The 15,190-nt window shown below is 68.7% G+C and carries 17 protein-coding genes and 1 riboswitch; of the genes, 15 read left to right on the forward strand and 2 right to left on the reverse strand.

Going from position 1 to position 15,190, the window contains the following annotated elements; genetic code table 11:
- Positions 1-127: 127 nt before the first annotated feature.
- Together WS89_RS27480 and WS89_RS27485 are read right to left on the reverse strand one after the other, a co-directional pair.
- Positions 128-904, reverse strand: a complete 777-nt coding sequence (locus WS89_RS27480; protein ID WP_059795139.1) for an SDR family NAD(P)-dependent oxidoreductase — start codon at positions 902-904, stop codon at positions 128-130.
- The gene (locus tag WS89_RS27485) at positions 901-2,670 is read right to left on the reverse strand and encodes an ABC transporter ATP-binding protein/permease (RefSeq protein WP_059795142.1); all 1,770 of its coding nucleotides are present in this window, start codon (positions 2,668-2,670) and stop codon (positions 901-903) included. The genes WS89_RS27480 and WS89_RS27485 overlap by 4 nt, the downstream gene beginning before the upstream one ends.
- A 270-nt stretch (positions 2,671-2,940) precedes the next feature.
- Positions 2,941-3,064, forward strand: a riboswitch (TPP riboswitch).
- Positions 3,065-3,289: 225 nt separating this feature from the next.
- Here WS89_RS27485 and WS89_RS27490 point away from each other — a divergent pair.
- The 15 genes from WS89_RS27490 to hisG all read left to right on the forward strand — a co-directional run bounded on the left by WS89_RS27490 (position 3,290) and on the right by hisG (position 15,173).
- The gene (locus tag WS89_RS27490) at positions 3,290-4,426 is read left to right on the forward strand and encodes an FAD-dependent oxidoreductase (protein ID WP_059795145.1); all 1,137 of its coding nucleotides are present in this window, start codon (positions 3,290-3,292) and stop codon (positions 4,424-4,426) included.
- Between the two features lie 32 nt (positions 4,427-4,458).
- Positions 4,459-4,656: a sulfur carrier protein ThiS gene (thiS, locus tag WS89_RS27495; RefSeq protein WP_006488534.1), complete on the forward strand. Its 198-nt coding sequence runs from the start codon at positions 4,459-4,461 to the stop codon at positions 4,654-4,656.
- Positions 4,657-4,693: 37 nt separating this feature from the next.
- Positions 4,694-5,509 carry a thiazole synthase gene (locus tag WS89_RS27500; RefSeq protein WP_059499745.1) on the forward strand — a complete coding sequence of 272 codons (816 nt, stop codon included), beginning with the start codon at positions 4,694-4,696 and terminating at the stop codon, positions 5,507-5,509.
- Positions 5,506-6,630 carry a thiamine phosphate synthase gene (gene thiE / locus WS89_RS33270; RefSeq protein ID WP_082741992.1) on the forward strand — a complete coding sequence of 375 codons (1,125 nt, stop codon included), beginning with the start codon at positions 5,506-5,508 and terminating at the stop codon, positions 6,628-6,630. The genes WS89_RS27500 and thiE overlap by 4 nt, the downstream gene beginning before the upstream one ends.
- 84 nt (positions 6,631-6,714) lie before the next feature.
- Complete coding sequence (locus tag WS89_RS27510; protein WP_006477138.1) at positions 6,715-7,536, forward strand: ABC transporter ATP-binding protein; 822 nt, start codon at positions 6,715-6,717, stop codon at positions 7,534-7,536.
- Positions 7,533-8,300 (forward strand): lipid asymmetry maintenance ABC transporter permease subunit MlaE, encoded by a 768-nt coding sequence (gene mlaE, locus WS89_RS27515; protein ID WP_034209767.1) that lies wholly within the window; start codon positions 7,533-7,535, stop codon positions 8,298-8,300. The genes WS89_RS27510 and mlaE overlap by 4 nt, the downstream gene beginning before the upstream one ends.
- Before the next feature lie 24 nt (positions 8,301-8,324).
- Entirely contained in the window at positions 8,325-8,921 is a 597-nt protein-coding gene (mlaD, locus tag WS89_RS27520; protein WP_059795148.1) for an outer membrane lipid asymmetry maintenance protein MlaD, read from the forward strand.
- Positions 8,922-8,951: 30 nt separating this feature from the next.
- Positions 8,952-9,914, forward strand: a complete 963-nt coding sequence (locus WS89_RS27525) for an MlaA family lipoprotein (RefSeq protein WP_059499743.1) — start codon at positions 8,952-8,954, stop codon at positions 9,912-9,914.
- Between the two features lie 111 nt (positions 9,915-10,025).
- On the forward strand, positions 10,026-10,655 hold the full coding sequence (locus WS89_RS27530; protein ID WP_059499780.1) for an MlaC/ttg2D family ABC transporter substrate-binding protein: 630 nt from the start codon (positions 10,026-10,028) through the stop codon (positions 10,653-10,655).
- Positions 10,652-10,927 (forward strand): STAS domain-containing protein, encoded by a 276-nt coding sequence (locus WS89_RS27535; protein ID WP_059499742.1) that lies wholly within the window; start codon positions 10,652-10,654, stop codon positions 10,925-10,927. Before WS89_RS27530 ends, WS89_RS27535 begins: the two co-directional genes overlap by 4 nt.
- 192 nt (positions 10,928-11,119) lie before the next feature.
- Positions 11,120-12,046, forward strand: coding sequence for an ABC transporter ATP-binding protein (locus tag WS89_RS27540; RefSeq protein WP_034209771.1), 927 nt, complete (start codon positions 11,120-11,122; stop codon positions 12,044-12,046).
- Positions 12,043-12,864 (forward strand): ABC transporter permease, encoded by an 822-nt coding sequence (locus tag WS89_RS27545; protein ID WP_230624984.1) that lies wholly within the window; start codon positions 12,043-12,045, stop codon positions 12,862-12,864. Before WS89_RS27540 ends, WS89_RS27545 begins: the two co-directional genes overlap by 4 nt.
- 55 nt (positions 12,865-12,919) lie before the next feature.
- Positions 12,920-13,159 carry a BolA family protein gene (locus WS89_RS27550; protein ID WP_006477131.1) on the forward strand — a complete coding sequence of 80 codons (240 nt, stop codon included), beginning with the start codon at positions 12,920-12,922 and terminating at the stop codon, positions 13,157-13,159.
- Between the two features lie 14 nt (positions 13,160-13,173).
- Positions 13,174-14,523 carry a UDP-N-acetylglucosamine 1-carboxyvinyltransferase gene (gene murA / locus WS89_RS27555; protein ID WP_059795149.1) on the forward strand — a complete coding sequence of 450 codons (1,350 nt, stop codon included), beginning with the start codon at positions 13,174-13,176 and terminating at the stop codon, positions 14,521-14,523.
- On the forward strand, positions 14,520-15,173 hold the full coding sequence (gene hisG / locus WS89_RS27560; protein ID WP_059499740.1) for an ATP phosphoribosyltransferase: 654 nt from the start codon (positions 14,520-14,522) through the stop codon (positions 15,171-15,173). Before murA ends, hisG begins: the two co-directional genes overlap by 4 nt.
- Positions 15,174-15,190: the final 17 nt, after the last annotated feature.

Raw genomic sequence — 15,190 nt, forward strand, 5'->3', positions numbered from 1 at the left:
CGTGCGGGGGCAGGCGCGGCAGCGCGGCGGGTGGACGGTCGGGTCAGGAGCGACGCTCGATCGTGCGTGAGCGCCATGTGGACGCCGGCGGCGACCTGCGCGCCGGCACGGCTGGCACGCGCTCGCGTCAGAGCGTCAGGCCGCCGTCCACGTGGATGACCTGGCCGGTGATCTGCCGTGCCGCGTCCGACAGCAGGAACGCAATCAGCGCGGCGACGTCGTCGGGTTCGGCGATTCGGCCGAGCGGCGTCGCCTGTTCGGCACGGACCCAAGCGGCCGCATTGTCCGCGCTCGGGCCGTGGTCCTTGCGCGTGAAGCCGGGCGCGACCGCATTGACGGTGATGCCGCACGCGGCGAACTCGGCTGCCGCCGAGCGCACCAGCGATTCGAGCGCGGCTTTCGCGGCGGCGGTCGCCGCGAACGGGGCGTCCGCCCGATAGCGGTGCGCGACGAACGAGCTGACCGCGACGATGCGCGGCGCCGTCGACGCTTCGAGCAGCGGCCGCGCGCGGGCCGCGAGCGCGGAGAACGCGCCGGGCATGGCGGCGAAGGCGGATGCGAGCGCGTCCGTGCAGAGGTCGGAAAAGGATTGCCGCGCGGCGAAGCCGGCGTTCGCGACGAGCTGGTCGAGCCCGCCGAAGCGGGCAGCGGTGGCGTCGACGAGCGCGGCGGCGACGCCCGCTTCGGCGAGATCGCCGGTGAGCGTCACGCATTGCGCGCCCGCTGCCGTACATCGGTCGGCGACGTCGGCGACGCGTGCGCGGGCTGCCGGGTCCGCGCCGCGCGCATGCAGCGCCAGCGCGACGCCGGGCGCCGCGAGTCGCCGCGCGAGCGCCGCGCCGATCCCCGAACCTGCGCCGGTGATCAGCGCGATCCGCGCGACGTGCGCGGCGCGTGCGTTCACGCGGCGACCTTGTCGTCGCTGTTCACGCGCTCGACGTTGATCGTGCCTGCGTGGAACGCGGCCAGCGACTCACGATGCGCGATGCTGACGATCGCCGCCTTCGGCAGCCGTTCGGCGAACAGGTGATAGAGGCGGGCTTCGTTGTCGGCGTCGAGCGCGCTGGTCGCTTCGTCGAGGAACAGGAAGTCGGGCTTGTGCAGCAGCACGCGGGCGCCGGCCAGGCGCTGTTGCTCGCCGGGCGACAGCACGCGGGTCCAGTGCGCGGTTTCGTCGAGGCGCTCGACGTAATCCTCGAGGCGGCATGCGCGCAGCGCGTCGCGGCACGCTTCGTCGCTGAACGTGTCGGGCGTCGCCGGATAGGTGAGCGCGGCCTTCAGCGTGCCGATCGGCAAATAGCTCGTCTGCGGCACGAACATCATCCGCGCGCCGACCGGCGCATCGATCGCGCCGTCGCCGAACGGCCACAGGCCCGCGAGCGCACGCATGAACGTGCTCTTGCCGGATCCCGACTTGCCGACCACGAGCCAGCGCGAGCCGGGCTCGATCGTGACGTCGCCGATGTTCGCGAGCGCGTTGCCGTTCGGCAGCGCGAGCTTGAGCGACGACGTGGACAGCTTCGCAGCGTCGATGTAGTGCAGGTTGATGCCGCCGTGCTCGGTCGCGGGCGACAGGCTTTCCTTCAGATGCGACGTGCCCATCACGCGCTTGAATTCGCGCAGACGGTTGACGGTGGCGCGCCATTCGACGAGGGTCGAGTAGCTGTTGACGAACCACGAGAACGAATCGCTGACGGTGCCGAACGCGGACGAGATCTGCATCAGCACGCCGAACGAGAACGCGCCTGCGAAGTAGCGCGGTGCGGCGACGACGAGCGGGAAGATGATCGCGATCTGCCCATAGAAGCTCAGCACGAACGTGAGCCGCTTCGTGTACTTCATCACGCGCCACCAGTTGTCGCGGATGCGCATGAAGAGGGTCTGCGCGTTGCCGGTCTCGGTCTTTTCGCCGTCGTAGAACGCGATCTGCTCGGCGTTCTCGCGCACGCGGATCAGCCCGAAGCGGAAATCGGCCTCGACGCGCTGCTGCTGGTAGTTGATCGACACGAGCGGATGGCCGACCTTCTGGATGATCAGCGAGCCGACCACCGCGTACAGCGCGGCCGCCCACACCATGTAGCCGGGAATCGCGATCGGCGTCGCGCCGAGCGTAAACGTCAGCGCGCCGGCGAGCGACCACAGGATCGTGATGAACGACACGAGCGTGACGACCGTCGACAGCAGGTCGAGCGACAGCGCGAGCGTCGTGGTCGCGAACGACTGGAGGTCGTCGGTGATCCGCTGATCGGGGTTGTCCGCGAGGCGGTCGCGCTCGATCCGGTAGAACGCGCGATCGCCGAGCCACTGGCCGAGAAAGCGCTCGGTGAGCCACTGGCGCCAGCGGAAGCCGAGCATCTGCCGCAGGTAGCGGCCGTACACGGCGAGGATGATGAACGCGAAGGCGAGCGCGGAGAACTGCATCAGCAGGTTCGGGAAGTCGTGGACGTCCTTCGACTGCAGCGCGTTGTAGAACTGCGCGTTCCACTTGTTCAGCCGGACGTTGATCCAGACCACGCAGAGGTTGATCGCGATGATCGTGACCAGCAACCCCCACGCGATTTTCCATTCGGACGATACCCAGTAGGGCTTGATGAGGCTCCATGCGGATACCGGGCGCTCGTCCTGCGGCGCGTCGGAGACGGAGCGGACGGGGTCGATCGATTGGGTCATGTGCTTCCTGATGATGAGCCGGCGCGCGGGCCGGGCGAAACCGGGCGCGCGCCGCGATACGGCATGCCGGGGCGCGGCGCCGACTGACGGCGGGCGTCCGGATGGTCGCCCGTGCGTCTTAAACGGCACTTAAAAACCGGCGGTGACGCGGCAACCGGCCGCTCGCGCGGCCGGCCTGCGGGCATTGTGCCAGAGCGGCGCGGCGCGCCGGCGAATTTGCCGCAAGGGGGGCAGTTTGCGGCGCTTTCCGCTTTTATGGTCTAATGGCCGACGACGAAACAGGGGTGCTTCGTGGCGTGGCCGGCAGATGTTCCGGGCAGCGCGGCGAGGCTGAGAAAGACCCTTCGCACCCGATCCGGGTAATACCGGCGAGGGAAGTTTCTGATCCCGCCGGGCCGCGCTGGCCGCCATCCCACATGGTCAGCGCCCGAGTCCCGCCCGGCCGGCCTTTGCTGCCGGTTTCGTCCTTTTGGGTACGCGCATTGCGCGTTACGGAAGGAATGATGACCGCACAATCCTCAGTCTTTTGCATGATTCCCGGCCCGGTGTCGCGTGCGTTCGCATGCGGCGGCGCGTGCGCGTCGACGTTCGTCGCGCGTGGCCGCGCGGAGGGTGCGCGATGAACGTCCGCGATACACGGCCCGATTTCGCGGTGCTCGGCGGCGGGCTCGTCGGCCGTCTGATCGCGTGGCGGCTCGCGGGCGACGGGCATCGCGTCGCACTCTACGAGCGCGGCGGCCCGGACGGCGAGCAGTCGGCCGCGTGGGTCGCGGCCGCGATGCTCGCGCCGCTCGCGGAAGCGGCGAGCGCGGAACGGCTGATCACCGAGCTCGGCGCCGCATCGCTCGCGCGCTGGCCGCAGTGGCTCGCCGAACTGCCCGAACCCGTCTTTTTCCAGCATCGCGGCACGCTCGTCGTCTGGCATCACGCGGACCGCGCGGAGGCGCCGCTGTTCGAGCGGCGCCTGCGCGCGAACGCGCCGGCGGAGCTGTTCGACGGCGGCTTCGTGACGCTCGCCGGCGCGCAGGTCGACGCGGCCGAACCCGCGCTCGCGGGCCGCTTCGCGCGCGGGCTGATGCTGCCGCGCGAAGGGCAGCTCGACAACCGCCAGGCGCTGCGCGCGCTCGCGGCGGGCCTCGCCGAACGCGGCGTCGCGCTGCACTGGCACGCGTCGGTCGACGACGCGAACCGGCCTGCCGCGCATTTCACGATCGATTGCCGCGGGCTCGGCGCGAAATCCGCGCTGCCCGCGCTGCGCGGCATCCGCGGCGAAGTCGCGCGCGTGCATGCGCCGGGCATCGGGCTCACCCGGCCCGTGCGGTTGCTGCATCCGCGTTACCCGCTGTACATCGCGCCGAAGCAGGACGATCTCTATGTGATCGGCGCGACCGAGGTGGAGGGCGAGGACATGTCGCCCGTCAGCGTGCGCTCCGCGCTCGAACTGCTGAGCGCGGCGTTTTCCGTGCATCCGGCGTTCGGCGAGGCGCGCATTCTCGAACTCAACGCGCAGTGCCGGCCGACGCTGCCCGATCATCGCCCGGCGGTGATCTGGGACGGCGCATCGACGCTCGCCGTCAACGGCCTGTACCGGCACGGGTTCATGATCGCGCCGGAAGTCGCGCAGGCGGCCGTCGCGTTCGCGCAGGCCGCGCTCGACGGCTCGCTCGGCGATGCCGACGCGTTCGCCGCATGGCGCGACGCCGCACGCTGGCCGACGCTGCTTCATCACCGCAACGACGCGCGCCAGCCGGCCTGACGCGCGCCGCCGACCGAATCCGACCCAGCCTCATGGATATCCAGATCAATCAACAGACCCTGACGTTGCCCGACGGCGCGACGGTGGCCGACGCGCTTGCCGCGTACGGCGCGCGTCCGCCGTACGCGGTGGCGCTGAACGGCAACTTCGTCGCGCGCACGCAGCATGCGGCGCGTGCGCTCGCGGCGGGCGACAGGCTCGACGTCGTGCACCCCGTCGCAGGCGGCTGAGCGCCGCCGTTTCGCCCCGCTCTTCCAGGAAAACGACATGACGTCCCACACCTCCGCCGACGCGCTCACGCTATACGGCGCCACTTTCGCAAGCCGCGTGCTGCTCGGCACGTCGCGCTATCCGTCGCTGCAGTCGCTGTCCGATTCGATCGCCGCGTCGCGCCCCGGGATGGTGACGGTCGCGCTGCGCCGCCAGATGACGGGCGGCACGGCCGAAGCCGGCTTCTTCGATCTGCTCAAGCGCCACGCGGTGCCGCTGCTGCCGAACACGGCCGGCTGCCAGACCGTCGCCGAAGCCGTGACGACCGCGCACATGGCGCGCGAGGTATTCGACACCGACTGGATCAAGCTCGAACTGATCGGCGACGACTACACGCTGCAACCCGACCCGGTCGGGCTGATCGAAGCCGCCGCGCAACTGATCAAGGACGGCTTCAAGGTGCTGCCGTACTGCACCGAGGATCTCGTGATCGGCCGGCGCCTGCTCGACGTCGGCTGCGAGGCGCTGATGCCGTGGGGCGCGCCGATCGGCACCGGCAAGGGCGTCGTGAATCCGTACGGCCTGCGCGTGCTGCGCGAGCGGCTGCCGGACGTGCCGCTGATCGTCGACGCGGGGCTCGGCGTGCCGTCGCACGCGTGCCAGGTGATGGAGTGGGGCTTCGACGGCGTGTTGCTGAATACGGCCGTCTCGCAGGCCACGCACCCGGAGATCATGGCGCGCGCGTTTGCGCAGGGCGTCGAGGCCGGCCGCGCCGCGTATCTCGCCGGCCCGATGGACGCGCGAGAAACCGCGCACGCGAGCACGCCGGTCGTCGGGATGCCGTTCTGGCACCAGGACGGGGGCGGCGCATGAGCGCGCGCTTCGCCGATGCGTTCTGGCCGCCGGCCGACGAACTGGCCGAAGCGGCCGAGCGGATTCGCGCGCGGCTCGGCGACTGGCCGGACGGCGCGGCGCCGTGGCGGCTCTGCATGGCGGCGCCCGACGTGCCGGCCGACGGCGACGTGCTGATCGTGTCGGCCGGCGATCGTGCCGCGCAGGCGCGTGCGTCGGCCGTGTCGCGGCCGGCGTCGCCGGCGGCGGTGGCGATCGAATTCGACGAGCAGGGCGCCGTGCTGCATGCGGCCGGCGTGCGCTACGCGCTCGACGCCGCGCATCCGCTCGCGGACGACTGGATCGCGGCGCTCGCTGGGTTCCTCGATTGCGGCTTCGCGCCGGTCGACGCGCTGGTGCTCGCGCTGGCGTGGCGCGACGGCGACGAGACGCGCGCCGCCGACGCGTGGCCGGTCGATGCCGCGCAATTCCCGCGCGTCGCCGGGTTGCCGCCCGCGCCGGAGCCCGCGTTCGCCCCGTGCCCCGCGCAGCTCGGCCTCTATCCGGTCGTGCCGAGCGCCGAATGGGTCGAGCGCGTGCTCGACGGCGGCGCGCGAACCGTGCAATTGCGCGTGAAAGACGCGACGCCGGACGCGCTGCGCCGCGAAATCGCGCGCGCGGTCGCGGCAGGGCGCCGTTATCCCGATGCGCGCGTGTTCATCAACGATCACTGGCGGATCGCCGTGGAAGAGGGGGCGTACGGCGTACATCTCGGCCAGGAGGACCTCGAAACGGCCGATCTGGCGACGATCGCGCGCGCGGGCCTGCGGCTCGGACTGTCGAGCCACGGCTATTACGAGATATTGCGGGCACTGCACGAGCGGCCGAGCTACCTCGCGCTCGGCCCCGTGTACGCGACCGCCACCAAGGCGGTCGCCGCGCCGCCGCAGGGCCTCGCGCGGATCGCCCGCTATGCGCGCCTGGCCGGCGCGCGGGCGCCGCTCGTCGCGATCGGCGGGGTGGGGATCGACGCGCTGCCGGCCGTGCTGGCGACGGGCGTCGGCAGCGTCGCGGTGGTCAGCGCGATCACGGGCGCGGCCGACTATCGGACGGCGCTTATTGCACTGCAGCAGTGCTTTGCCGGACAATTTGACAATCATTGACCGCGGGGTCCGGAACGGCGTCACGACATCATTCCAATGCAGGCCCTATAATTCGGCGTTCTGCGTAAAAGGACTGTCAGCTCCGTGAGCCCCACTCCTACCGAGACCCTGCTGGAACTTCGCGACGTCGACTTCGGCTACGGCGATCGCCTCGTCCTGTCCAACCTGAACCTGCGCTTCGGGCGTGGGCAGGTCGTCGCGGTCATGGGCGGCTCGGGTTGCGGCAAGACCACCGTGCTGCGCCTGATCGGCGGCCTCGTGCGCGCGCGCCGCGGCCAGGTGCTGTTCGACGGCGCCGACGTCGGCGCGCAAACGCGCGACGGCCTGTATGCGCTGCGCCGCAAGATGGGCATGCTGTTCCAGTTCGGCGCGCTGTTCACCGACATGTCGGTGTTCGAGAACGTCGCGTTCGCGCTGCGCGAGCATACCGACCTGCCCGAAGACCTGATCCGCGATCTGGTGCTGATGAAGCTGAACGCGGTCGGGCTGCGCGGCGCGCGCGACCTGATGCCGTCCGAGGTGTCGGGCGGGATGGCGCGCCGCATCGCGCTGGCGCGCGCGATCGCGCTCGATCCGCAGCTCATCATGTACGACGAGCCGTTCGCGGGCCTGGATCCGATCTCGCTCGGCATCACCGCCAACCTGATCCGCACGCTGAACCAGGCGCTCGGCGCGACGTCGATCCTCGTCACGCACGACGTGCCGGAATCGTTCGCGATCGCCGACTACGTGTATTTTCTGGCTAACGGCGGCGTGCTCGCGCAGGGCACGCCCGACGAGCTGCGCGCGTCGACCGATCCGAGCGTGCGGCAATTCATCGACGGCGCGCCGGACGGCCCGTTCAAATTTCACTACACGAGCCCGCCGCTGGCGGCGGATTTCGGGCTCGGCGGAGGGCGCGCATGATCAGCGCGATCGGACGTTACGTCATCGGCGGCCTCGAGCGGGCGGGCTACGGCACGCGCCTGTTCGTGCGCCTCGTGCTGGAATTCTTCCCGCTGCTGCGTCGGCCGCGGCTGGTCACGAAGCAGATCCACTTCCTCGGCAACTATTCGTTCGTGATCATCGCCGTGTCGGGGCTGTTCGTCGGCTTCGTGCTCGGCCTGCAGGGGTACTACACGCTGAACCGCTATGGTTCCGAGCAGGCGCTCGGCCTGCTGGTCGCGCTGTCGCTCGTGCGCGAGCTCGGGCCCGTCGTCACCGCGCTGCTGTTCGCGGGCCGCGCGGGCACGTCGCTCACGGCCGAGATCGGCCTGATGAAGGCCGGCGAGCAGCTCACCGCGCTCGAGATGATGGCCGTCGACCCGATCAAGAACGTGATCGCGCCGCGCATGTGGGCGGGCATCATCGCGATGCCGCTGCTGGCCGCGATCTTCAACGCGGTCGGCGTGCTCGGCGGGTACTTCGTCGGCGTCGTGCTGATCGGCGTCGATCCGGGCGCGTTCTGGTCGCAGATGCAGGGCGGCGTCCAGGTCTGGGCCGACGTCGGCAACGGCGTGCTGAAGAGCATCGTGTTCGGCTTCGCCGTGACCTTCATTGCACTGTTTCAGGGGTATGAAGCGAAGCCCACGCCCGAAGGCGTGTCGCGCGCGACCACCAAGACGGTCGTGTTCGCGTCGCTCGCCGTACTCGGCCTCGATTTCCTGCTGACCGCGCTGATGTTCAGCTAAGCCTCAGCCAAGCCAAATTTTGGGATGACGATGAAAAAGACTGCTCTCGACTTCTGGGTCGGCCTGTTCGTGGTGGTGGGCTTCCTTGCGGTGCTGTTCCTGGCGCTGAAGGTCGGCAACATGAGCTCGCTGTCGTTTCAGCCGACCTACTCGGTGAGGATGAAATTCGACAATATCGGCGGGCTGAAGCCGCGCGCGGCCGTGAAGAGCGCCGGCGTCGTGGTCGGCCGCGTGAAGTCGATCGGCTTCGACACGAACACCTACCAGGCGCTCGTCACGATCGACATCGACGGCCAATACCCGTTCCCGAAGGATTCGTCGGCGAAGATCCTGACGTCGGGCCTGCTCGGCGAGCAATATATCGGCCTCGATCCGGGCGGCGACACCGAAATGCTGAAATCGGGCGATACGATCGCGATGACGCAGTCGGCGATCGTGCTCGAGAACCTGATCGGCCAGTTCCTGTACAGCAAGGCCGCCGATGCGGGCGGTGCGAAGCCGGCAACCGGCGCATCGGCTGCTCCCGCCGCTCCCGCCGCTCCCGCCGCTCCCGCCGCTCCCGCCGCTCCGGCGCCGGTGGCGATACCGGCGTCGGCGGTGTCCGGTTCGGCCGGCCAATAACCACACGAGAGAAAACAAGAGGGTAATGACATGCACACGATCCGCATCAGGCACGCCGCGCTGGCGGTAGCGGCAGTCGCCGCGTTGAGCGGCTGCGCGACCGTGCAGACGCCGACCAAGGGCGATCCGCTCGAAGGCTTCAACCGGACGATGTACAAGTTCAACGACACGGTCGATACGTACGCGCTGAAGCCGGTCGCGAAGGGCTACCAGTACGTGGTGCCGCAGCCGGTGCGCGACAGCGTGACGAACTTCTTCTCGAACATCGGCGACGTCTACATCGCGGCGAACAACATCGTGCAGCTGCGGATCGCGGACGGCGTCGGCGACATCATGCGCGTCGTGATCAACACGGTGTTCGGCGTCGGCGGCCTGTTCGACGTCGCGACGATCGCGAAGCTGCCGAAGCACACGGCCGACTTCGGGATCACGATGGGCCGCTACGGCATGCCGTCGGGTCCGTACCTCGTGCTGCCGCTGCTCGGCCCGAGCACGCTGCGCGACACGGCCGGTCTGGGCGTCGACTACGTCGGTAATCCGCTCACCTACGTGAAGCCGGACGGCCTGAGCTGGGGCCTCTTCGGCGTGAATCTGGTCAACACGCGTGCGAACCTGCTGGGCGCGGGCGACGTGCTCGATGCCGCGGCGCTCGACAAGTATTCGTTCGTACGCAATGCGTACCTGCAGCGTCGCCAGATGCTGATCAACAACGCGCGCGGCGAGGCCGCCACGACGTCGAGCAACGACGCGCTGCCGAAGTACGACCTGCCGGAAGACGGGGCGGCACCGGCGGCAGCCGGCGCGGCCGGTACGGCGGGCGCGGCCGCGGTGGGGGGCGCCGCGCCGGCGGGCGCATCGGGCGCGGCGGTTGCTGCGCCTGCGTCGGGCGCGGCCGAAGCGCCCAACCCGGCGAGCGAAACGAACGTGCCGGCCATGCAGGTGGCGCCGCCGTCGCCGGGCGGGTTCCGGTTCCCGAGCATCCGGCTGCACTGACGGATTTACATTCGTTACAGCCGGAAACGATTCAGTCGGTAGCGTATGCGAACTTGCGCGTAAGCTACCTGCTCCAACCTTCGCATCGACTCATTCATGCAGGCCACTATGATGAAAAAACTGTTCCTGATCCCCGTTTTCGCGGCGCTGTTTTCGTTCGGCAGCGCAGCTCACGCGCAAGTCGACCAGTCGAACCCGCAGGCGCTGATCAAGACGGCGACGCAGCAGGTGCTCGACGAAGTCAAGCAGCAGACGATCAAGCAGGGCGACACCAACCGCATCATCACGATCGTCAACAAGGACATCCTGCCGTACACCGATTTCCGCCGCACCACGCAGCTGGCCATGGGCCGCAACTGGCGCACGGCGACGGTCGAGCAGCAGCAGCAGGTTCAGGAGCAGTTCAAGCTGCTGCTGATCCGCACGTATTCGGGCGCGCTCGCCCAACTGAAGCCGGACCAGCAGATCCAGTACCCGCCGTTCCGCGCCGATCCGGCCGATACCGACGTCGTGGTCAAGACGATCGCGATGAACAACGGCCAGCCGGTCCAGATCGATTACCGCCTGTACAAGACGGCGAACGGCTGGAAGGTGTATGACCTGAACGTGCTCGGCGCGTGGCTGATCCAGACGTACCAGCAACAGTTCAACGAGAAGATCCAGCAAAGCGGCGTGGACGGCCTGATCAAGTTCCTGTCGCAGCGCAACCAGGAACTTGCCGCGGGCAAGCAAGCGTCGTGAGCGGCTTCGCAGCCGCTTCCTCGCTGACCGTCGCGAGCGCGAAGTCCGCGCTCGCGGACGGTCTTGCGCGCATCGGCGCCGGCGCGACCGCCGTCGATTGCGCGGCGCTGACGCAGTTCGACTCGTCCGCGCTCGCCGTGCTGCTCGCATGGCAACGTGCCGCCAAAGCGCGCGGCGCGACCCTCGACATCCTCAATCTCCCTCCGAAGCTCGCCAGCCTCGCGCGCGCCTACGGCGTCGACACGCTCATCGACGGCACCGGGCGACATTGACCCTGTCCGACCGAAGCCTGCCGCGCCAGCCGGCGCGCGCACGCTTCAGGCCGCGCGCCGCCGGCGCCGGCTCCACCAGCCGGTTTGCCCTATAATCAAGCGTTTTGCGGGGCAGCCAATCGGCGTCCGGCCCCCATTTTCTTTCGCAGCAAGCACAGAATAGGCGTCGCGGCCCTTGCGTCGCGCACAGTCATGTCAGCCATAGAAATCCGTCACGTCAAGAAGCGCTACAAGTCGCTTCAGGCGCTCAAGGGCGTCAGCCTGTCGGTCGAGGAAGGCGAGTTTTTCGGTCTGCTCGGCCCCAACGGCGCAGGCAAGACCACGCTCATCAGCATCCTCGCCGGGCTCGCCCGGGCCGACGAAGGCAGTATCTCGGTGCTCGGTCACGACGTCGTCCAGGACTTCCGCAGCGCGCGCCGCGCACTCGGCGTCGTTCCGCAGGAGCTCGTTTTCGACCCGTTCTTCACCGTTCGCGAAACGCTGCGGATCCAGTCCGGCTATTTCGGGCTGCGCCGCAACGACGACTGGATCGACGAAGTGATGGCCAATCTCGATCTCACCGAGAAAGCCGACGCGAACATGCGCGCGCTGTCGGGCGGGATGAAGCGCCGCGTGCTCGTCGCGCAGGCGCTCGTGCACCGGCCGCCCGTGATCGTGCTCGACGAGCCGACCGCCGGCGTCGACGTCGAATTGCGCCAGACGCTGTGGAAATTCATCTCGCGCCTGAATCGCGAGGGTCACACGATCGTGCTGACCACCCATTACCTCGAGGAAGCCGAGTCGCTGTGCGACCGCATCGCGATGCTGCGCCGTGGCGAAGTCGTCGCGCTCGACCGCACCGACGCGCTGCTGCGCCGCTTCGCGGGCCTGCAGCTGTACCTGCGGTTCGCGACGGGCGCGCTGCCGGCCGAGCTGCGCGGGCTGGAAACCGACCCGGCCGCGCGCGCGCCGGGCGAGCACCTGCTGCGCCTCGCGAGTTACGACGAGGTCGAACGCATCCTTGCGCAATGCCGCGCGGCGGGCTGCACGTTCGACGAGATCGAGGTCCGCAAGGCCGACCTCGAGGACGTGTTCGTCCAGGTGATGAACGGGGCCGAGGTGATCGAGGGTCTGGCATGAATCAACACTCCCCACGCGAACTGCGTTCGCTGTCGTCCGAGGGGACGGCCCGGCGCGTGCCGGGAAGCGGGTTCCGCACGCTGTTCTACAAGGAACTGCTGCGTTTCTGGAAGGTGTCGTTCCAGACGGTGCTCGCGCCGATCGTCACCGCGCTGCTGTATCTGACGATCTTCGGCCATGCGCTGTCGGGCCGCGTCGAGGTCTATCCCGGTGTCGAATACGTGAGCTTTCTCGTGCCGGGCCTCGTGATGATGAGCGTGCTGCAGAACGCGTTCGCGAACAGCTCGTCGTCGCTGATCCAGTCGAAGATCACCGGCAACCTCGTGTTCATGCTGCTGCCGCCGCTGTCGTATCGCGACATCTTCGGCGCGTACGTGCTCGCGTCCGTCGTGCGCGGGCTCGCGGTCGGCGCGGGCGTGTTCGTCGTGACGATCTGGTTTATCCCGATGCACTTCGCGGCGCCGCTGTTCATCATTGCGTTCGCGCTGCTCGGCTCGGCGATCCTCGGCACGCTCGGGCTGATCGCCGGGATCTGGGCCGAGAAGTTCGACCAGCTCGCCGCGTTCCAGAACTTCCTGATCATGCCGCTGACGTTTCTGTCCGGCGTGTTCTATTCGACGCACTCGCTGCCGCCCGTGTGGCGCGAAGTGTCGCGTCTCAACCCGTTTTTCTACATGATCGACGGCTTCCGTTTCGGGTTCTTCGGCGCGTCCGACATCAACCCGTTCGCGAGCCTCGCGATCGTCACCGGTTTCTTCGTGCTGCTCGCGCTGATCGCGATGCGGCTGCTCGCGACCGGCTACAAACTGCGTCATTGATATCGACAGGCCGCGGCCGCCCCGGGGCGGCGCGCGCCGACAGGAGCCCTACACCATGTTGCCGACTCCCGAACAGGTCAAGCAATACATCGCCGGCGGTCTCGCCTGCACACATCTGGAAGTCGAAGGCGACGGCCAGCATTTCTTCGCGACGATCGTGTCGGCGGCCTTCGAAGGCAAGCGGCCGATCCAGCGGCACCAGCTCGTCTATGCGGCGCTCGGCGATCGCATGAAGCAGGAAATTCACGCGCTCAGCATGAAGACGCTGACGCCCGCCGAATGGCAGAACGCATAAACGGAAATCACTGAGTGCAAGTCACCGCCAACGAGCGCGACGCCGTCCAGAGCGTCGCCACGGCACACCCGGCCGCCAACGGGGAATCGCAGGGACAGGGGATGGACAAGCTGGTGATCGAAGGCGGTCGCCGGCTGTCCGGCGAGATCGTCGTGTCGGGCGCAAAGAACGCCGCGCTGCCGATCCTGTGCGCGGGGCTGCTCAGCGCCGAGCCGGTCGAGCTCGACAACGTGCCGAGCCTGAAGGACGTGCGCACCACGCTGAAGGTGCTGAACCAGATGGGCGTGAAGAGCGAGACCGACGGCTGCCGCGTGCAGCTCGACGCGTCGCGCGTCGACAACCTCGTCGCACCGTACGAGCTCGTGAAGACGATGCGCGCGTCGATCCTCGTGCTCGGGCCGCTGCTCGCGCGCTTCGGCGAGGCGAAGGTGTCGCTGCCGGGCGGCTGCGCGATCGGCGCGCGGCCGGTCGACCAGCACATCAAGGGCCTGCAGGCGATGGGCGCCGATATCAGCATCGAGCACGGCTTCATCGAAGCGCGCGCGAAGCGCCTGAAGGGCGCGCGCATCGTCACCGACATGATCACGGTGACGGGGACCGAGAACCTGCTGATGGCCGCGACGCTCGCCGACGGCGAGACGGTGATCGAAAACGCCGCGCGCGAGCCGGAAGTGAGCGATCTCGCACACTTGCTGATCGCGATGGGCGCGAAAATCGACGGCATCGGCACCGACCGCCTGGTGATCCAGGGCGTCGAGCGGCTGCACGGCGCGCGCCATTCGGTGATCCCCGACCGCATCGAGGCCGGCACGTTCCTGTGCGCGGTCGCGGCGGCCGGCGGCGACGTGAGGCTGACGGGCGTGCGCCCGCACATCCTCGACGCGGTGATCGACAAGCTGCGCGAAGCGGGCGTGTCGATCGAGGAAGGCGACAGCTGGCTGCGCGTGAAGATGGACCGCCGCCCGTCGGCGGTGACGATCCGCACGTCGGAATACCCGGCGTTCCCGACCGACATGCAGGCGCAGTTCATGGCCCTCAATACGGTCGCGACGGGCACCGCGCAGGTTGTCGAAACCATTTTCGAGAACCGCTTCATGCATGTGCAGGAGCTGAACCGGCTCGGCGCGAACATCACGATCGACGGCAACACGGCGCTCGTGACGGGTGTCGAGAAGCTGTCGGGCGCGAACGTGATGGCGACCGACCTGCGTGCGTCGGCGAGCCTCGTGATCGCCGGGCTGCGCGCCGACGGCGAAACGCTCGTCGACCGCATCTATCATCTGGACCGCGGCTACGACCGCATGGAAACCAAACTGACCGCCGTCGGCGCGAACGTGCGCCGCCTTTCCGGGAGCCAAGCATGACCGCGCCGCTGACCCTCGCCCTGTCGAAGGGCCGGATCTTCGAGGAAACCCTGCCGCTGCTGGCGGCTGCCGGCGTGCAGGTGGCCGAGGATCCGGAAACGTCGCGCAAGCTGATCCTGCCGACGACCGATCCGAACCTGCGCGTGATCATCGTGCGCGCGAGCGACGTGCCGACCTACGTCGAATACGGCGCGGCCGATTTCGGCGTGGCCGGCAAGGACGTGCTGGTCGAGCACGGCGGCTCGGGCCTGTACCAGCCGATCGATCTGAACATTGCGCGCTGCCGGATGTCGGTGGCCGTGCCGGCCGGTTTCGACTACGCGAGCGCGGTGCGCCAGGGCGCGCGCCTGCGGGTCGCGACCAAATACGTCGAAACGGCGCGCGAACACTTTGCCGCGAAGGGCGTGCACGTCGACCTGATCAAGCTGTACGGCTCGATGGAGCTGGCGCCGCTGGTCGGGCTGGCCGACGCGATCGTCGACCTCGTCAGCTCGGGCGGCACGCTGAAGGCGAACAATCTGGTCGAGGTCGAGGAGATCATGGCGATCTCGTCGCGCCTCGTCGTGAACCAGGCCGCGCTCAAGCTGAAGCGCGCGGCGCTCAAGCCGATCCTCGACGCGTTCGAACGCGCGTCGCAGAATGGCGGTTGAGCGCATCACCGTAACGG

Source organism: Burkholderia sp. MSMB1072, assembly GCF_001524725.1.
In the GTDB taxonomy this organism is placed as follows: Bacteria; Pseudomonadota; Gammaproteobacteria; order Burkholderiales; family Burkholderiaceae; genus Burkholderia.